The sequence below is a fragment of the Nocardia sp. NPDC051030 genome, assembly GCF_040683015.1.
Classification (GTDB): Bacteria; Actinomycetota; Actinomycetes; order Mycobacteriales; family Mycobacteriaceae; genus Nocardia.
Genome location: NZ_JBFBCD010000006.1, coordinates 334944 through 354007, shown reverse-complemented (window position 1 = coordinate 354007; position 19064 = coordinate 334944). Strand labels below are relative to the sequence as shown.

The 19064-nt window shown below is 66.8% G+C and carries 11 protein-coding genes; 7 read left to right on the top strand and 4 right to left on the bottom strand.

All coding sequences use genetic code 11. From position 1 onward, the window contains the following. Positions 1–99 precede the first annotated feature (99 nt). Together AB0N05_RS22365 and AB0N05_RS22360 are read right to left on the bottom strand one after the other, a co-directional pair. Positions 100–2397: a hypothetical protein gene (locus AB0N05_RS22365; protein WP_364697376.1), complete on the bottom strand. Its 2298-nt coding sequence runs from the start codon at positions 2395–2397 to the stop codon at positions 100–102. Positions 2398–2506: 109 nt separating this feature from the next. Next, entirely contained in the window at positions 2507–5230 is a 2724-nt protein-coding gene (locus tag AB0N05_RS22360; protein ID WP_364697373.1) for an FHA domain-containing protein, read from the bottom strand. A 153-nt stretch (positions 5231–5383) separates the two neighbouring features. On the opposite strand from AB0N05_RS22360, the gene AB0N05_RS22355 reads away from it, so the two are divergent. Further along, on the top strand, positions 5384–6841 hold the full coding sequence (locus AB0N05_RS22355) for a neutral zinc metallopeptidase (RefSeq protein WP_364697899.1): 1458 nt from the start codon (positions 5384–5386) through the stop codon (positions 6839–6841). A 33-nt stretch (positions 6842–6874) separates the two neighbouring features. On the opposite strand, the gene AB0N05_RS22350 is transcribed toward AB0N05_RS22355, so the two are convergent. Beyond that, positions 6875–8251: an FHA domain-containing protein gene (locus AB0N05_RS22350; protein ID WP_364697370.1), complete on the bottom strand. Its 1377-nt coding sequence runs from the start codon at positions 8249–8251 to the stop codon at positions 6875–6877. 165 nt (positions 8252–8416) lie between these two features. On the opposite strand from AB0N05_RS22350, the gene AB0N05_RS22345 reads away from it, so the two are divergent. The 6 genes from AB0N05_RS22345 to AB0N05_RS22320 all read left to right on the top strand — a co-directional run bounded on the left by AB0N05_RS22345 (position 8417) and on the right by AB0N05_RS22320 (position 14707). Then, positions 8417–9625, top strand: a complete 1209-nt coding sequence (locus AB0N05_RS22345; RefSeq protein ID WP_364697367.1) for a hypothetical protein — start codon at positions 8417–8419, stop codon at positions 9623–9625. A gap of 134 nt (positions 9626–9759) precedes the next feature. Next, positions 9760–11340, top strand: a complete 1581-nt coding sequence (locus AB0N05_RS22340) for a protein kinase (protein ID WP_364697364.1) — start codon at positions 9760–9762, stop codon at positions 11338–11340. 18 nt (positions 11341–11358) lie between these two features. After that, positions 11359–12594, top strand: a complete 1236-nt coding sequence (locus AB0N05_RS22335) for a hypothetical protein (RefSeq protein ID WP_364697361.1) — start codon at positions 11359–11361, stop codon at positions 12592–12594. A gap of 1 nt (position 12595) precedes the next feature. Further along, positions 12596–13849 carry a hypothetical protein gene (locus AB0N05_RS22330; RefSeq protein WP_364697358.1) on the top strand — a complete coding sequence of 418 codons (1254 nt, stop codon included), beginning with the start codon at positions 12596–12598 and terminating at the stop codon, positions 13847–13849. A 183-nt stretch (positions 13850–14032) separates the two neighbouring features. Continuing rightward, positions 14033–14362 (top strand): WXG100 family type VII secretion target, encoded by a 330-nt coding sequence (locus AB0N05_RS22325; RefSeq protein WP_364697356.1) that lies wholly within the window; start codon positions 14033–14035, stop codon positions 14360–14362. Positions 14363–14404: 42 nt separating this feature from the next. Then, positions 14405–14707, top strand: coding sequence for a WXG100 family type VII secretion target (locus AB0N05_RS22320; protein WP_364697353.1), 303 nt, complete (start codon positions 14405–14407; stop codon positions 14705–14707). A gap of 225 nt (positions 14708–14932) precedes the next feature. On the opposite strand, the gene eccCa is transcribed toward AB0N05_RS22320, so the two are convergent. Next, positions 14933–18961, bottom strand: coding sequence for a type VII secretion protein EccCa (gene eccCa / locus AB0N05_RS22315; protein ID WP_364697350.1), 4029 nt, complete (start codon positions 18959–18961; stop codon positions 14933–14935). Positions 18962–19064: the final 103 nt, after the last annotated feature.

The following is a 19064-nucleotide window of genomic DNA, read 5'->3' as shown; positions in this document are numbered from 1 at the left end:
TTTGGACAACCAGGGCAGAACCCCGGCCGTACCGCACGCCAACGAGCCACCATACCAGCGGCCTATAGCTCATCTGAAACCGGCCGGAAGGCCGACCGGTCAGATCAGCATCGGCGGGCCCGGGTCCACTCCGCGGGGCGGGCCGGGCAGCGTGTACTGGAGATTGTCGATGCCGAGGCGTAGGCAATCCAGGTCCTGCGGATCGCCGATATCGGCGATGCCCGCTTGGGGAGCGCCGGAGATGGATGGGGTCAGTGCGCAGGTCTGCGTGTCCGCCAGCTGTGCGGGCTCGCCACCGGATTGCAGGCCGATCGCCGTCAGTGCGGTCGCACCGATCACGATGGGGGCGGTGAACTTGTCCTTCACCTTGCCCCACAGCTTGCCCTTGCGCGGCTTGCGGCCTTCCGCATCGGATTCTGAATCCGATTGCCCTGCGGCATCTTCCGGACGAGAACCACTGGGCGGCATCGGCCCACCGTACCCCGCGCCCGGCTGACCAGGAGCGTTTCCGGAACCACCGGGGCCGTATCCGCCTTGTGCGCCATAGCCGCCGGGACCCGCGGCTCCGTACTGGCCCTGCTGCGGGTAGCCGCCGGGCTGACCCTGCGGCTGGCCGGGAATCCTTCCGGCGGCGTGCTGCCCGTACGGTGCCGGGCCACCCGGCACCTGGCCGTATTGCCCGGTCGTCGGACCCTGCTGAGCGCCCGGATGACCTTGCTGAGCACCGGAATGCCCCTGCTGAGCACCCGAATGACCCTGTTGCGGACCCGCGGGATACTGCTGCGTCGGACCCTGCTGACCATAGGCCGCACCGGATTGCTGCTGCGGCGAGCCGTATCCGGGCGTACCGGTATCGCCGTATCCGGGCTGGCCCGGCTGCCCCGACTGCGGCCCACGCCCCATCACGGCCGTCATCTGATCATCGGCCGGAGTACCGGGCGGCCGGGTGAACCGGCTGCCAACGCCCTCCAGCCCCGGCGGTAGTCCGCCTCGGGAAGCGACCGGTACGGACGAAACGTCTTCGGGTGCAATACGTCGCGTCTCGCCTTCGCCCGCGGGTGCTTCCGCCGCACCGAGTGCGGCCAGTTCCTCGGCACCGATCCGACGAGTGGCACCGGCGGGGTCGGTCGCGGGCTGCGGGCCCGAGGCCGGACCCTCGGATTCGGCCGCCTGTGCCGATTCCCTATGCCGCGGAACCATTTCCGGCTGCTGTGCGAGCGGTTCGGGCTGCCGCTGCATGGGCTGCATCCCGGCCGGGGCATTGGGCTCGACATGGCGCGGGCCCTGATCGACTCGGCGGCCCTCGTCGCCGCCCGCATCCGGCGCGGGCGGACTCGACTGCGCGGACGGACCCGACTGTGCGAGGGGACCCGACTGCGCGGACGGTGCCGATTGTGCGGGCGGTGCCGACTGCGCGGACGGTGCCGATTGTGCGGGCGGTGCCGACTGCGCGGACGGTGCCGATTGCACGAGAGGACCCGACTGCGCAGGCGGCGCCGATTGCGCGTGGGGAGCCGACGCGGCGGGCGAATTCGGCTGCCGGGCCTCACGTTCCGGGAATTCGCCCTCACTGTCCGCGACCAGCAGATGCGTGGCCCCGAGCACGAGCGCGTGCATGGGATGGTCGGCCACCTGGAATCGGTGCCCGAGGTGATTGCGGAAGGCCAGCCGGATGGCTTCGTTGAAGCACACATTGCCGGTCAGCAGGATGGTGGAGGTGTCGGCATTGATGGTGCGGGCCGCGGCCATCACCTCGATCACCACATTGTCGGCGGCGCGGGCCTCGTGCAGGGCGTCCGCGGTAATCGCGACGCTGACCGATTCGGTGGGCTGCTCGTCATCGCCGTGCACGGCCACGACCAGGCATTCGCGCCCGTCCGAGTAGACGCCGACGGCACCCACGGCGGGTCCGCGGCCGGGAGCCCGGACCAGTCCGAGCGCCCGCACATACCCGGAGAGCGCCACCGATTCCGGCAGCGGTTCGGCGAGCACGCCGAGCTGCTCGACCAGTTGCACGTACGCGTCGACCTTGCCGTCCGGCCATTCGTCCGGATAGGGCAGCGCGACCACATCGGGCTGTGCGCCGAGGTGGTCGGCAATGGAGGCGAGGGGGTTGTGCATGCGCGCCCGGAAGACCAGTTCGGCCGGCCAGGTCGCCCCGGCCACCACGATCTGCGGGTGACCGATGATGTCGCGCACATCCGCGATGGCGATGCCCACATCGGGCCGCCGATCCACGCCGGCGGTATGCAACCGCCCCGACGAATCCGCCAGCAGATAGGCGGGCGGTGTGTATGTCCCTTCGACCTGGACCGGGCGAATGGCAGCGCCGCCGCCACCGGCGGCCACCGACACCACGTCCCAGCCGAGATGCACTGCGCCGACTCGAGCTGTCACAGCCATCAGTGTGCCTGCTGAATCCGCGCGGTGCGCGATCGAGCCTTCTTCGCGCACGACACGCGGGATCGGACTTCCGCCGGGACGGCCGATTCCGGCAATTCGGGCGTCATGCGGCGGACTTCTTCAAACGCAGTCGCGACCAGGTCAGCAGGGCCAGCGCCACGGTGAGCACGCCGAGCATGGAGACGTCGAGCGCCCAGGCGGCGGCCTCGTGCTTCCACAGCGAATCCGCCTGTGAAGCTGGGAAAAGGTCTCGTATGTTCACCGTCGCCGCACCGGAGGCATACCCCCAGCGCGCCGGGAAGAGCCACGCAATCTGTGACAGCACAGGCCGATTGGTCACCGGGATCATGCCGCCCGCCATCACCAGCTGGCACATGATGATGACCACCAGCAGCGGCATCACCTGTTCATTGGACTTGGCGAGGGTGGACAGCAGCAGGCCGAGCACCACACAGCAGACCGCGGTCACGGCGATGTCGATGTAGAGCTCGAGGCTGCCCGCCGAGATGGCCGCGCCGGGTCCGGGCCGCTTCTTGCCGAGCAGCACGATGGCCATCATGATGCCCGCCTGGAACAACGCCGCGACGCTGAAGATGATCACCTTCGACATCAGGTATGCGCCGGAACGCAATCCGACGGCCCGCTCGCGGAAGTAGATGGCGCGCTCGCCGACCAGGTCACGCACGGTGAGCGTGGAACCCATGAAGCACGCGCCGAGGATCAGCACGACGAGCAGCTGCTGAGATTCGCTGCCGCCGGTGAGCACGAACGAACCGTCCGGCATCTGCGTCAGCGCACCCTTGTGGAAACCGTTCTTGCCCGGCACCACCAGCGACAGCCCGCCCAGTACGAACGGCAGCACCAGGAGGAAGATCAGATATCCGCGGTCGGCCACGATCAGCCGCAACTGTCTGCGAGCCAGGGTCGAGAACTGCTTGACCCCACTGGATTTCGGTGGCTTCGCCCGTTCCATCTGCTTCGCGGCCGGTGGCGGCGGTGCGAAGGTCTGGCGGGAGCGGAAGTTCGCGAAGGCGCGATCCGGATCGGCGGCGACCCGGGAGAAGATCTCCGCCCAGTCATTGGTGCCGAGGAATTCGCGCACCCGTCCCGGATGCCCGGCGTAGGCGGTCTTGCCGCCGGGCGCGAGCAGCAGCACCTGATCACACATGTCCAGGCAGGCCACGGAGTGCGTGACCACGATGACGGTGCGGCCCGCGTCGGCCAGCTCGCGCAGCATGGTCATGACCTGACGGTCCAGCGCCGGGTCCAGGCCGGAGGTGGGCTCGTCGAGGATGAGCAGCGACGGACCGGTGAGCAGCTCCATGGCCACCGAGGCGCGCTTGCGCTGACCGCCCGACAGCCGGTCCACCCGGGTGTCGGCGTGCTGGGTGAGCGAAAGCTCTTTCAGCACACCCTCGATCACCTGTTTGCGGTCTTCCTTGCTGGTGTCGGGGGGCAGTCGCAGCTGGGCGGCGAAGCCGAGCGCCTGCCGGACGGTGAGCTGCCGGTGCAGCACATCGTCCTGCGGCACCATGCCGATGCGGGAGCGCAGCGCGTCGTATTCGGCGTGCAGATTGCGGCCCTCGAAGGTGACCACGCCCGCCGAGGGCCGGGTCGCACCGGCGATCAGCTTGGACAGCGTGGACTTGCCCGCGCCGGAGGGACCGATCAGCGCGGTCAGCGAGCCGCGCCCGGCCGTCATGTTCACGTCGATCAGCAGCTGCTTATTGCCCTCGATGGTGAATCCGACGCCGTGCACGTGCAGGCCCTGTTCGGCGGCCGGCTTCTGCCGGTGCACGAGAGTGCCCTGCTCGACCACGAAGTCGACATTGCCGATGGTGACGATGTCGCGTTCGCGCAGCACCGTGTGCTGTTCGCGGCGGCCATTGACGAAGGTGCCGTTGGCCGAGCCGAGGTCCTCGATGGCCAGGCCCTGCCGGTCCGGGACCAGGCGGGCGTGCCTGCGCGAGGCCAGTGGGTCATTGACCACGATCTGGTTGTCGCTGGTGCGGCCGATGGTGAGGCCGCCGCGCGGCAGTCGATCCGCGCTGGCGACCTGAGCGTCGGCGGAGCGGGCCCGCATGGGGGGCAGCATGGAGGTGCTGGCCTTGGCGGTCATGTTCATATTGGTCGGCACGTCCGGATGCAGCGGCATGTCCTGCTGGACATTGGGTCCGGACTGCTGGGGGTTCGGCGTCTGCGGGCGCGGCGGCGTGCTCGGCGGCCGATGCTGTTGCGCGCTCGGAATATTGTGCTGCGGCCCCATCTGCGGACGCTGCTGGGCACTCGGGATGTGCTGCTGCGGAATATTGTGCTGCGGCGTCGGCGGGCGCTGCTGCTGTGCGCTCGGGATGTTCTGCTGGTTCTGCCAGGGTTGCACCGGCGGCCGCTGGGCGTGCACATTGGGCTGCGGGGCAGCCGCATTCGGCTGTTGCGGCCGCGACGGCGGCCGGTTCTGCTGGGGCGGCGGTACGCGCCGGTCCTGCTGGCGTTGCGGCGGAGTAGGACTGCCCGCCCCCTGCGGCACCAGATGCAGCAGTGGCCCGTTGATGGCGTCGCCCAGCCGCACCTGGGTGGGCCGGTTGATGACGACCGGGCTGTTCAAGCGCCTGGCGTCGACGAAAACACCGTTGGTGCTCCCATTGTCGGTGAGCATCCAGGAGCCGGCCTCGAAAATGAGGGTCGCGTGCACCCTGGATACCAGCGGGCTGTCCACGAACAGCGTCACCTCGGGCGCCCGCCCCATGGTGATCTGCTGGGTCGCGTCGAAGACCCGATCGGTTCCATCATGACGCACGGTGATCTGCTGCGCCCCCGGTGAAGACATGGCCGCATAATATGCGAAGCCCCGGACTACGGCGTTGCGCTTGTTGGCCATTTGCCCGATACCGGGAGAGAACGACCGACCTGCCTACGAGGAGTTGAGGTGGCTATGCGCCAGGGGGAGGCGATCTCGTTGCGCCGGTCTGCGACGGTTCGGATGCGGCGAGGCAAGGGAATCCGACGGTCCGCGGTCGTGCTCGGGATCCTCGCCCTGGTGGTGATGATGCTGACCGGATGTACACGAACTGTTCACGGACGGGCCGTCTCCATCTATGACGATCCGTTCAAGGTGGCCGGATTGCCCACCACGAGCGGCCCCAGCGGGCCGCGGGCGGGCGTCGCCGATAACCCGGTGAAACCGGACAATACCGATGGCGGCGAGGTGGACCACCTGGTCATGAACGCCATCGAGGACATCGAGACCTATTGGCAGGGTGAGTACCCCAAGGAATTCTCGGGTGATTTCACCCGGGTGACCAGGCTGGTGTCCTGGAGTGCCCGCGCGCCGCGCTCGCAGGAGGTCAAGTTCTGCGAGGAAACTACCTATCGACTCGTCAATGCCGCTTACTGCAGCTTGGACCGGTCGGTCGGCTGGGATCGCACGGTATTGCTGCCCGCCGTGCAGGAATCCTTCGGAAAGATGGCCGTGGTCTCGGTGCTGGCCCACGAGTACGGGCACGCCATCCAGGACATGGCGGGCATCGTGACTCGCAAGACGCCGACGATCGTCAAGGAGCAGCAGGCGGACTGCTTCTCCGGCGCGTTCATCCGGCATGTGGCCGAGGGCAACTCGAAACACTTCACGATCAATACGTCCGATGGCCTGAACCAGGTGCTGGCCGCCACGGTCGCCATTCGCGACGACAATCCGGATGACCCGGACAGCGTGCACGGTTCGGCCTTCGAACGCGTCACGGCCATGCAGATCGGCTTCACCGATGGCCCCAAGGGCTGCAAGGCCATCGATATGAACGAGATCGACCGCCGCCGCGGCAAACTGCCGCAGACCTTCGGCAATGACACCACGCACGGCGATTCCGATGTGGACCAGGCCAATCTGGAGGAACTCGCCAAGTCCATGGCCGCCATCATGCCGATCACGGACGAGCCCAAATACGATTACACCACGGCAAAGCTGAAGTGCCGCAATGGTTCCGACACCGTGCCGGTCACCTACTGCCCCGCCACCAACACCATCGGCTCCGATGTGCCCGCCCTGCACGAGCGCGGGGTCTCCAACAGCGATGAACAGGATGGCCTGCCGGTCAAGGTGACCGGCGACTTCACCTCCTACATCGTCTTCATCTCCCGCTACGCGCTGGCCGTGCAGCACAGCGCCGGTCAGGCGATGACCGGCCCCAAGGTCGGCTTGCGAGCGGCCTGCCTGTCCGGGGTGATCACCGGAAAACTGGCCGACCCCAACCGATCCAAGTCCGAAGGCAATATCACCCTGTCCGCGGGCGACCTGGACGAAGCGGTATCGGGCCTGCTCACCGACGGCCTCGCGGCCAGCGATACCGATGGCAAGACGGTGCCGAGCGGGTTCTCCCGGGTGGACGCGTTCCGCGCGGGCGTACTGGGCGATCAGAACACCTGCAAGGCGCGCTATTCGTAACCGCCACTTCGGTTCACCCGAAAGGCTGAGGTTTTACCCAAACGGTGGTGGCGCGACCGGCTCCAGCCGCAGCAGCCGGTTGCCGAGCATGATCTCGCTGCCCGCGATCATGGTCATCGGCTGATTCGGTTGCAGGCGAACCCAATCCCGGTAGCCGGGTAGTCGTACCCGGGTGCCATTGGTGGAGCCGCGGTCCACCACGGTGACGTCCCAGTTGACCAGGCGGATTTCGGCGTGCGCCCGGGACATGCCGCCGGAGGTGTCGTCGATCTTCAAGGGGATCAGGCCTTTTTGCACCGGTTCGGACTGTTCCGGATCGCGGCCGAGGACGGCGTCGGCGGCCAGCACGTAGGTCATGCCGTCATCGAGCACGAGCATGCCGAGCGGCGGCCGGATCACCTCGGAGACCTGCTGGGTCTGGTCGACCGGCATGCCGCAGACCGAGCAGAACGCGGAGCGGGGATCGCTGGGATGGGCTCGCGCGCACTTGAATCCGAGCACCTTCACGGTGAGTGCGTTGGCCTTGGCGGTGGCCTCGAGCCGGCGTTGCAGATCCGGATCGGGCTTCGGGGCCGGATTGGTGCCGCCGACGGTGCCCACCTCGGTGGGCGCGTGATGCGGGTCGAACTCGGACTCGCGCGGGTCGTAACCGCTGGTGGCGGTGGAGGATTCGATTCCCTCGCCGAGCACCGGGTCCAGTGCCGCGGGCAGGTTCATGGAGGTGCGGGTGGGGATCAGGTTGGGGTCCAGCGGAATCGGGTCCGAGCGGTCCGGGTCCGGGTCATAGGCGGCGGTCTCCGGCAGCGGATCGTCGCCACGGGTGCGGGCGACCGGTTCGGGCCGCTTGCGGTGCACCGGGGTGGTCTTGACCGGTTCCGGCTCGCCCTCGAACCAGACGACCGCTCCCACCGCGGGCGCGACTCCTTCTATGAGCGAACCGATTCCGCGCTCGGGCAGTTCCGGCACCCGCTTCTTGTCGTCCTCGATGAACAGCGCCGCCGCCGTGGCCGGATGTTCGGCGACCCGGTCCACGGTGAAGGCGGCATCGCTGCCCCGGTAGTACTCGAGCACGCCGCCCGCCAGCACCGCGGTGACCGATCCGTGCAGGAAGATGGCCAGTCCACCGGTCTCGGCGGCGGAGAGGATCCCGAATTCGACGGGTTCACCGGGGGAAATGCGTTCGGCGTCCTTCATGAGCCAGCGGGTGGCCTGCCGGGCCACCCAGCGGCCGGGGCCCTGCGGGGCCTGCTCGGTCGCCTCGGTGACCACGTCCGCCAGGGCCCGCGCCGCCACCAGGGCGCGCGAATCGTGCGCCGGTTTGCCGCGCTCGCGGTGCGCCACCAAGATCACTGCCCCCGCGACCCTCATGACGACGTGGTTGCCCGCGACGACCTCGACCTGCCGATCCATCAACGGAACCGGCCCCCGAGGTCAGCACGGCACGGGATGTTCAGCACATGCACCAGGTTACGTGGCGGAGCGATGTTGCGGTCGGGGTGCCATCGCACGATGACCCGATGGCGGAGCCGCTGGTCCGCTACCTTGGATGCACCGTACGGGAGGAACGAGGACCTCATGGTTCGCAAAATACGCAAACCGCTCTTCGCCGCATGCCTTTCGATCACCACCCTGCTACTGGCCGCCTGTAGTGTGAGCGGCACTCCCCTCGCCGGTGAGATGGACGTCCGGAAACTGGAAGTCGGTTCCTACTCCGTCGACAAGTACAGCTACCCCCAGGACGCCAAGGGCAAGGGCGCACTCCTGGAGGGCTTCCGCATGTCGGAGGCCGTGGTACCGGCCGTCCGCGTCGACTCCTCCCTCGTCTACGGCCGCGGCGGTCGCGCCACCGTCGACGCCGAGGACGCCACCAAGACCGCCCTCGCGGGCCCGTCCCGGGCTGTCCTGGAACGCAATAACCTGATCACGGCCTTCGCGGCCAGCGGCTCCGACCGCCCCGACCTGCCCGGCACCACGACCGCGACCGACGCCACCACCATCACCGATATGGTGCTGCGCTTCGCCGATGCGGGCACCGCCAAGACCGCCGCGCAGGAACTCGAGGACGCCGACTTCAATGTCGCGCCCGATATCAATAAGAAGCTCACGTTGAGCCAGTACCCGAACGCCCTGATCCATTGGCGGCCCGGCGTGGCGACCGTCGGCGCGTTCCTGCCGTACAAGGAATTCGTCATCTCGCTGTTCGTGGAACGCCCGAAGGCCGATCAGCAGGATCTGCTCACCTGGGTGCGCAAGACCCTCGACGCCCAGGTGGCCGTGCTCGAAAAGTTCACTCCCACACCGCAGAACAATCTGTCCAGCCTGAAGGTGGATCCGGATAATCTGCTGGCCCGGGTGGTGGTCAAGGATCGCAGCGCCAATACCCCGGATCCGCGCAAGTTCGCCGTCTACGGCCCCACCAAGATCGTCGACAATGCCAATGACGAGGGCAAGCTCCAGCAGGCCGTGACCGACAGCGGCGCGGACGCCTTCGCCACCGCCGACACCGCCACGGTGATCCGCACCCGCGACGACGCGGGCGCACAGGTCCTGCTGGCCGCCCTGGTCGCCGATGAGAACAGCCACTACGACAGCATCGACGCCCCCAAGGACGTCCCCGGCGCGAAATGCGTGAAGCTGAACAGCAAGGGCGACACCGAGTCCGAATACAAGAACCGCTGCTACGTGGCCTATAAACGCTTCATCGGCGTGGTGAACGGCGACGATGAGGCGGATGCGCGCCAGCATGTGGCCGCGCAGTACGCGCTGCTGGCCAACAGCATGTAATCGTGCGAATGTCGAGACACCGTCCCTGGGCAGGGTCACCCGGGTCGGTATTCGGCCACGACAGTCGCCGGGCACCTCCAGTAAGCTCCGGCGGAAAGCTGCCCAGCCCACCGATTGATCCAGGAGCACGAACCATGGCGATGAGTCCCGGTACCGTCGTGGGCGGCTACCGCATCGTCCGCGTGCTCGGCGCCGGCGGTATGGGCACCGTCTACCTGGCGAAGCATCCCAGCCTGCCGCGTATGGACGCGCTCAAGGTGCTCTCCGCCGACCTCACCCGCGACCGTGAATTCCGTGGCCGCTTCGAGCGCGAAGCCAATGTGGTTGCCGGGCTGGATCATCCGAATATCGTCGCGGTGCACAATCGCGGCGAGGAGAACGACCGGCTCTGGATCGCCATGCAGTACGTGGAGGGCACCGACGCCTCCGCCGAACTCAAGCGCGACCCCACCTCGATGAATCCGCTGCGCGCGCTGTCCATCATCACGCAGGTGGGGCGCGGCTTGGACTACGCGCACCGCAAGGGCCTGCTGCACCGCGACGTCAAACCCGCCAACTTCCTGCTCTCCGCCTCCGATGGTGAGGAGGAGCGCGCGCTGCTGGCCGACTTCGGGGTGGCCAAGTCCGCCGAGGACACCACCGAACTCACCCAGACCGGCAGCTTCGTCGCCACCATCGCCTATGCCCCGCCGGAGCAGCTGGCCGGTGAGCCCCTGGATCACCGCGCCGATATCTACAGCCTGGCGTGCTCCTTCTACAAGCTGCTGACCGGTCAGAACCCTTATCCGGGAACGCAACCCGCGCTGGTCATGATGGGGCATCTGCACGAGCCGCCGCCGCGCGCCACGGCCGTGAACCCGCATCTGCCCGAGGCCATCGACCACGTCTTCGCCTGCGCGCTGGCCAAGAATCCGGCCGAGCGCTTCAATTCCTGCCGCGATTTCACCGATGCCGCGGCCAATGCGCTGGTTCCGGGCTGGAATCCGGTGTCCACCAGCACTTCTCCCACCTATCCGATTCAGGTCGCGGCGCCGGGCTTCTTCGCGCAGGGTGGGCCGTCGGCCCACACCCAGACGCACACATCGCCTTCCGCGCCGAGCCGGTCCTTCGATCTCACGCCGCCACCCAAGAGCCGCAAGGGGCTGTACCTGGGTGTGGGTGCAGGCGTGATCGCGGTGGCGCTCGCCGCGGGTATCGGCATCTTCGCGCTGTCCGGTGGCGACGACAAGAACCAGGCGGTCGTCACCGGCACCTCGACGGCCGCCCCCACCTCGGGCGCCGTGTCGCCGCGAGAGAAGGCGCGCCAGGACAATCCGGCCTTCGCGGGCAAGACCATCACCATGGTCGATGTCACCGAGTCGCGGAAGTACACGATCTATCTGAACGAGACCGCGCAGACCAAGTTCCTCACCGATCTGGGCTTCGTCTACAACCTGAGCTACACCCGCAATGGCGATGAGCCGTCGCCGCGCGCACCGGGGGATTACGAATCGCTGAACGCGCCGGACAACTCGTACATCATCGCCGTCCGCAGTGATGAGAAGGCCGGTGGCGGAGGGCTGCTCGGCCTGCCGTATCAGATCACCGGTTCGCGCGCGGTGGTGATTCCGCTCGATGATCCGGGTGCCGTTGCCGCCCTGCGCAATTGGACGCCCGACTCCGAACAGACACTGATCAGCAAGCTGGTTCCGGTATTGAAGAACCGCATCAAGTAGAAAGCATATGGGAGGGGAATGATGCGAAAGTTCGGCCGAACCGTGTTCGCCGTGGGGACGGCGGTGGCCATCGTGTGTACCGCGGCCTGTGGCTCCGACTCCTCGTCGGCGGCCACTCCGACCGAACCCACGATCGATCTGGCCGCCCTGGATGTCGGCAATCTGCCCACGCAGCCCAAGGCATTCGACAAGGTCACCGGCCTCGAGATGGCCAAGATCGTCGAGGCCTGGCGGTTGGGGAACGCGCTGCCGCTGCCCTCGGAGATCATCCCCGAGGCCAAGTACGCGCCGTCGGCGCAGGGTGGCGCGATCCGCACCTTCATGGATATGTCCTCGGCCGCCATGGGGATGCGGACGTCCGCCGATTCGGCCGCGCTGAACGAGGCGGCCAAGGGATTCGTCTCCGGCTTCGTGACCACCGGCCGCGATAGTCTGGTCGGGAGCCTGTCCTACGAGCTCGACAATGTGGTGCTGCTCTTCTCCGATGAGCAGTCCGCCACGGATGCGGCGACCGCCATGGGCCGCTTGGACCTCGCGGGAGACGCCGGCAATCGGGAGGTGCAGATTCCCAAGTACCCCAATGCCATTGCCTACACCACGGACAATATCTCCGGCCCCGGCCAGCTGCACTCCTGGTATGCCACAGGCAGATACGTGATCCTCAGCTATGTCTACGACAGCGTCATGTCCGAGCTGAAGACGGCGGACGTGCCGAAGCTGATCGACCGTGCCGAGCGCAGCATCGATGCCATCAAGCCGCGCGTCGCGGCCTTCCAGCCCACGCCGCAGGACAAGCTGCTGGACCTGATGGCCGATCAGGACGGAATGCTGGCCCGCTCGTTGTCGACGGTCGTCACCGATCAGTCCAAGCGCGGCATCCCCGGCGTCTACGACCGCCATGGCGGACTACAGATCTCCGGGGCACCGGAGATCGACGCGAAGCTGTTCGAGGAGGCAGGCGTGGACCGCGTGGCCTGGCGGGGCGACTTCGTGTACCGCGCCCAGGACGCGGCGGGCGCGGCGAAGATCGTCGCCTCGCGCGGGGAGACCACCCGGAAGTTCGTCCGGGTCGATTCGCCCAAGAATCTGCCGAACGCCCAGTGCCGCAAGTACGCCTCCGCGTCCAAATACGATATCGCCTACTACTGCTACGTATCGCACGGCCGCTATGCCGCCGAAGTGGCCGCGAATCAGTTACTCGATGCGCAGCAACGTATTTCGGCGCAGTACGCCCTACTCGTGAATGCGGGCTGAGATGACCGAGCCGAGGAAGAAGATGCTGTCACGAGGGTTGGGTATCGCGGCCGCCGCGGCGGTCGCCGCACTGGTGGTGACGGGCGCGGTGGTGGCCGCGAACGGGTCGACCGTGAGCGGTACGGCCAAGGCCGGGGAAACCGATGTGCGCAAGCTGGACGTGGGCAAGTACCCCACCGATCCACTCGATATGCGCTACACCTACTTCAACTCGCTGAGTTATGGGCGGCAGCTGGCGGCCATGCGCCTGGCGGGCCATGTGGTGACGGGCCCGGAGATCGACCCCCGCTTCAAGTACGGCAATGGCGTGCGGGCCGTCCTCGATGCCGACGATGCGACGAAGATCCTGGCTGATGTCAACGCACCGGTGTTGGAGCGCAACAAGATGCAGTTCGGCTACATCGTCGGCCACAGCGAGGCGGCGGTGGAGAAATCGGGAAAGCCCCCGGCGAGCAGCGCCTTGACCAAGGTGTTCGTCATGCAGTTCCCCGATGAGGCGGCCGCGAAGCAGGCGGCCGCGGAGATCGACGACACCGACTTCTCGGTGGCCGCCGACGCGAATCAGCATGTCACGCTGCCGAATTACGCGGATGCGCATTCGCATTGGCGACCCACGGTGCCCACCATCGGTTCGACGATGGCCCATGGCAGCTACGTGATCCAGGTCTTCGCGGGGGTCAAGGATCCGGACCTCGATCAACTGACCGGTCTGGTCGAAAAGGTTTACAAAGCGCAAGTGCCACTACTGGATTCACTGAAACCCTTGAGTCCCGAGGATATGCTGCGCCTGCCTTACGATCCGGACGGCATGATGCGCCGCACGCTCAATCCGGACGGATTCGGCATGCCGGACAATTCGACCCAGGCGGTATTCGAGTTGCGCGGGTTCCTGCATCAGACGAAGGATCAGGAGTACTGGACTCGGCTCACGAATGAGACCGGCGTGGACCGTTTTTCGTTCAGCTCGGCCATGTCCTCGGCCGCAATGTTGTTCCGCACCCGCGACACTCCGTCCGCACTGAAACTGGCTTCGGTGGTTCTGGATAAGCAGTATCCGGGCGTGGCCGACGCGCCGCCCGGCATTCCCGACGCCAAGTGCGGCGAGAGCCTGATCAAGAATGATTATTCGACCAAACGATTCCGCTGCGCGGTCACCTATCGCCAATATGTTGCCACTGTGGAAGGTGATCAACTGGCCGATGCTCAGCAGCGGGCATCCGCCCAGTACGCGCTGCTGGCAAACAGCACGTGGTGACGCGCATGTGACCATCCTCTCGAGTGCAGGTTCTCACCCGTTCGCTGTTAGCACTGGTCAGAGGCACCCATCCTTCGATAGTGTGCTGGCGAATTGCTGTAACAGGGGTGGAACCGCAGGGCTGCGACCCCCGTCCAATCTCATGACGGGGTTCGACCGCCCGCGAATCGAAAGGAGAGCACCGTGGCCGGTGCATTCGAAGCCAGTAATGAACTCATCCAGGCCAAGGCCCAGGAGTTCAAAACCACTCACGAGATGCTGATGGGCAAGATCGCCCAGCTGAAATCCGATGAGGACAACATCACCACCGGCTCGAACTGGAAAGGCGGTGCGGCCGACGCCTTCAATGCGTTCATGGAGCGCTACTACTTCCAGGCGGACAAGCTCAACGACAAACTGATGGATACCGCCGAGAAACTCATCAAGGTCGGTTCGAACTACGAAGACCACGACCAGGACTACGCCTCCCAGGTCAAGGCGCAGATCTCCAGCCTCGATCTGCCCCCGGTCTAAGCGGTTCCCTTCTTCTTTCGACTCCTCGGCAAAGGAAAAACAATGGCAGCAGCCAACGGTCAGATCATTTCCGCGCACTTCGACGGCGTCGCCAGCAATGCCGTCGCCATCATCCAGCGGGCGGAAGGCATTCGCGACGAGCTCGAGGCCTTCCACCGCAAGGTGGAGGAATTCGTCGCCAACAACTGGAAGGGTGACGCCAACGAGGCGTTCGCCGACCTCCAGCGCATGTGGAACACCCACGTCGGCCAGCTCAACACCACCCTCGGCGGCGCGGCCAAGCTGGTGCACACCGGCAATGCCGAACTCCAGGCCAAGGACACCGCCCTCGCGGGCCTGTTCTGACCCGCCTCCCCGAGACTTCAGCGGGCGGCCGGGTGCCGTGAGCAGTCGTGCATCCGTGCCGCCGGTTGAGTGCCGAAACTATTTTGGACGTACCCGGTGAGTTACCCCGGTCGGCACCAGATCAGTGGTCGCTTTGGGATTCGAGAGAATCTGGCTGGGTAGAACCTCATGATCGGCGGGCCCTGGCTGAATGCCAGGGCCCGCTGGCATCTCTGCCGGGGTTTCTCAGGCCGGGGGCGTCCACCCGGTTTGGATGAGGTCCTCGCCCGCGCGGGTCACGTAGGTGCCGCGGCCCGGCGGCATGAGGGAGGGGCGGGTGGTGCCGAACAGGACACCCTCGTCGCGGCTGCAACTCATGATCAGGGCGGCCGAGTTGAGTTCCTTCAGGCGGTTGAGGGTGGCCTCGTAGAGGGCTCGGCCCGCACCGCCGGAGCGCCGCGCCAGGATCAGGTGGAAGCCGAGGTCCCGGGCGTGGGCCAGATGGTCCACGAGGGCGTGCAGCGGGTTGCCGCTGGCGGTGGCGATCAGGTCGTAGTCGTCGACGATCACGTACAGCTCGGGGCCGCGCCACCAGGAGCGGTCCTTGAGCTGCTGCGGCGTCACATCGGGGCCGGGCATGCGCTGGGTGACGTAGGCGGCCAGATCGGTCATCTGCTGGGTGAATTGCGGGGCGGTCGAGCCGTACCCGGCCAGGTATCCGGCCGGGACGGTGCCGAGCATGGTGCGGCGGTAGTCGCCCATGATGATGCGCGCCTGGTCGGGGGTATTGGCGGCGCAGATGGACTGCACGATGGAGCGCAGCAGCGTGGTCTTACCGCTCTCCGAATCGCCGATGACCACGAAGTGCGGGCTGGTCGTGAAGTCCAGCTGCACCGGGACCAGCTCCGACTCATTGATGCCGATCGGGAAGCGCAGCACCGGCTGCGACCGATCCACCTGCGCGGGCCAGTCCCCTGCCAGGTGCAGTAGTTCTTCTCGGGGCAGCCGCTCCGGCAACATGCGCACGCGCGGTGCGGGACGGCCCGGAGTCCGCTCGGCGATCACCGAAACCGCCTGTGCCACAGCCGGACCCAGGGTCGAGGGATCGGAGTTGCCGTCGATGCGCGGCAGCGCGGTGAGCATATGCAGCAGGTCCGGGGTCATACCGCGGCCGGGACGGCCCATCGGCACCAGGGCCGCGAACTTGCGGCCCAGATCGGAGTCCATGGGATCGCCGAGGCGCAGTTCGATGCGGGTGCCGAGCTGATCCTTGAGCGCGGGGCGCGCCTCCGGCCACCGGGCCAGCGACACCACCACGTGCACGCCGTACGAAAGGCCTTGTACGGCAAGGTTCATGACGGTCTGCTCGAGAGCCTCGAATTCCTGGCGGAAGGTGCCGAAGCCGTCGATCACCAGGAAGGCATCGCCGAACGGATCCTCGTGCGCGGCCGCGGCATTCGTGCTCGAGGCCGGGTCCATGGCCCGCAAGCGCCGCAGATCGGCCATGGATTCGATGCCGAGTTGCCGGAACCGCGCCTCGCGCCGGCGCACGATCGTGACCATCTCGGCGACCGTGCGCCGGACCTTGTCACCCTCCAGTCGGCTCGCGACCGCGCCGACATGCGGCAGGCCCTCCAGGCCGACCATGGTGCCGCCACCGAAGTCGAGACAGTAGAACTGCACCTGTTCGGCAGTGTGCGTCAACGACATTGCCATGACCAGCGAGCGCAGCGCGGTGGACTTGCCGGACTGCGGACCGCCGACCACCGCCACATTGCCGCGCGAACCGGACAGGTCCACCACCATGGGATCGCGCCGCTGATCGTAGGGCCGGTCCACAATGCCGACGGGGGCGCGCAGGGTGGCGACCGGATTCCAGTCGCCGGTCAGCACCGAACGCGGAATGAGCTGATCCAGGGTAGGTGCCTCGTCCAGTGGCGGGAGCCAGATCTCGTGCGCGTCCCGGCCGTGACCCCGCACTCGCGAGACCAACATCTGCAGGTTGGAGATCTCCTCGGCGTCCGGGCGCGGCGCTTCCGGTTCCGGCTGGGCGGGCAGCGGAATGCGGTCGGCGGCACGGTAATCCACATGGGTTGCGGTGAACGGGCGTGCGGTCACGTCGACTTCACCGGGTTCGGTGCCCACGGCGGCCTCGCGCTGGGTGCCGACACCCACGTACGGCCCGGACACATAGGCGGATTGGAAGCGGACGATTTCGCCGGAATCGGATTTCAGGTAACCGCCGCCCGGATTGCCGGGCAGATTGTAGGCATCCGGAACGCCCAGCACCTGACGGGATTCATTGGCGGAGAACGTCTTCAAACCGATCCGATAGGAGAGATGACTCTCCAACCCCTTCAGCCGCCCCTCCTCCAAGCGCTGCGAGGCGAGCAGCAGATGCACGTGCAGGGAGCGGCCGAGCCGTCCGATCATGGTGAACAGTTCGGCGAAATCCGGGTGCTGCGACAGCAATTCCGAGAATTCGTCGAGCACCACGAACAGCGCGGGCATGGGATCGAGGTCCGCGCCCGCCGCACGCGCCTTCTCATAGTCGGAGACATTGGCGAAATTGCCTGCCGCGCGGAGTAATTCCTGACGCCGGTTCATTTCACCGGCCAGGGCATCGCGCATGCGGTCGACGAGGTCGGCCTCTTCCTCCAGGTTGGTGATGATGGCCGCGATATGCGCTACGCCCTCCAGACCGAGGAAGGTCGCGCCGCCCTTGAAGTCGACGAGCACGAAGTTCAACTGATCCGGCGAGTGCGTGGCAATGAGCGAAAGCACCAGGGTGCGAAGGAATTCCGACTTGCCGGAACCGGTCGCGCCGATACACAGGCCGTGCGGGCCCATACCGCCCTCAGCGGCCTCCTTGATATCGAGGATCACCGGCAGCCCGTCCGCGCCGACACCGAACGGCACTCGCAGCCGTTCCCGGCCGTAGCGCGGCTGCCAGGCGCTCTCCGGATTGAAGATGCCGATATCGCCGAGGCCGAGCAGCTGCGACCAGCTCGAAATCACCTCGCCCTCTTCGACATTGCCGCCGTCCACGGTGCGCTGCATGGGTGCCCGGTACGGGGCCAGCCGCCGCGCCGCCTGTTCGGCCTCCTTCGCCCCGATGCGGTCGATGGTGGCGAAGCGCTCCATGGTTCCGGCCGCACCGCGCCCGGAGCATTCGCCGTCCTCCACGAGCATCTGAATTCCGCGTGAGGCGGCCAGATTCGGCGCGTACCCGCACAGGTCGAGAACGGTGACGCCCTCGAATCCGCTCTCCCGCAAGGGATCTTCCTCGGCTTCCAGCAGACCGCCATCCACCACGATCACGATCTGCACCAGGTTCGGATTGGGCGGTTGATTGCGCGAGTACCGGACCCGGTTGTAGAGCAGCGGTGCGAGGCCCGCGTGCGCCTGCCGGATGGAGCCGTACACCATGCGCTCGCTGCCGACGCCGTCCTGCGATTCCGGATGCTGGGTGTGCGGCAGCCACTTGGCCCACTCCCATTCGCGGGCGGTATCGGGTCCGCAGACCACCGCGACGAGGACCTGATCGGGCCCCTGGAACATGGCCAGTTGCAGCAGCATGGCGCGGGTGAGGTCGCGGGCCTGCGCCCGATCGCCGGAGAGCTGAACGCTCGCGAAGCCCTTCACGGCAATGGCGGTCGGCAGATCCGGGACGGTGGCGTGGGTCCGCACGAAGCGCCTCAGCGACACCGCAGCTATCGGTTCCAGCTCCTCCACGGGACCGGTCTCCGGAGCGACCAGCCGGGTCGCCAAACGCTGGCTGCCGAGGCCGATCCGGGCATGGCAGAAGTCCTTGTCCCCGGGCCGTCGCTCCCACATGCGGGAGGTGCCCGCGAGCATCCAGATCAGGCCGGGTTCGGGGTGACTCCATTCGACCGCGGCGCGCTGCTGGGTGGCGGTCTCCTCGACGTCCCCGCGCACCTGATCGAGGTAGCGCAGATAGTCCTTGCGGTCCTCGTCGGCCTCCGAGGCCTTCTGCCCTTTTCCACCCTGACCTGCGTACATACCGACCATGGAGAAGACCATCATCATCGGGAACATGAGGCTCATCGGGTTGGTGGCGACGCCGGTTCCCGCGGTGAACATGAGCACGACCATGCCCAGCATGCCGACCACCATCACGAGCGGCATGAGCTTGCTGAAGAGGTTCGCGGGGATGGATCGAGGGATCTCCGGAGGCGGCTGCAGCGTCACCTCGCCGCCGGGTGAGCGAGGTGTCTCCCGGCGAGGGCGGCGCTGGAACCGGACAGTGCTCATAGACAGGACGAATCCCCCATCGGATGCGTGATCTGCGGCCTCAGTGTACTGACAGCATCCTTCATCGATTACAGTGCGTTCAGCATTTCCGCACATCAGAGCG

Excerpts from the sequence above, each read along its gene's own strand:
- AB0N05_RS22360 (WP_364697373.1), bottom strand. The coding sequence starts at position 5,230 with ATGTCTTCACCGGGGGCGCAGCAGATCACCGTGCGTCATGATGGAACC.
- AB0N05_RS22355 (WP_364697899.1), top strand. The coding sequence starts at position 5,384 with ATGCGGCGAGGCAAGGGAATCCGACGGTCCGCGGTCGTGCTCGGGATC.
- AB0N05_RS22350 (WP_364697370.1), bottom strand. The coding sequence starts at position 8,251 with ATGGATCGGCAGGTCGAGGTCGTCGCGGGCAACCACGTCGTCATGAGG.
- AB0N05_RS22345 (WP_364697367.1), top strand. The coding sequence starts at position 8,417 with ATGGTTCGCAAAATACGCAAACCGCTCTTCGCCGCATGCCTTTCGATC.
- AB0N05_RS22340 (WP_364697364.1), top strand. The coding sequence starts at position 9,760 with ATGGCGATGAGTCCCGGTACCGTCGTGGGCGGCTACCGCATCGTCCGC.
- AB0N05_RS22335 (WP_364697361.1), top strand. The coding sequence starts at position 11,359 with ATGATGCGAAAGTTCGGCCGAACCGTGTTCGCCGTGGGGACGGCGGTG.
- AB0N05_RS22330 (WP_364697358.1), top strand. The coding sequence starts at position 12,596 with ATGACCGAGCCGAGGAAGAAGATGCTGTCACGAGGGTTGGGTATCGCG.
- AB0N05_RS22320 (WP_364697353.1), top strand. The coding sequence starts at position 14,405 with ATGGCAGCAGCCAACGGTCAGATCATTTCCGCGCACTTCGACGGCGTC.
- eccCa (WP_364697350.1), bottom strand. The coding sequence starts at position 18,961 with ATGAGCACTGTCCGGTTCCAGCGCCGCCCTCGCCGGGAGACACCTCGC.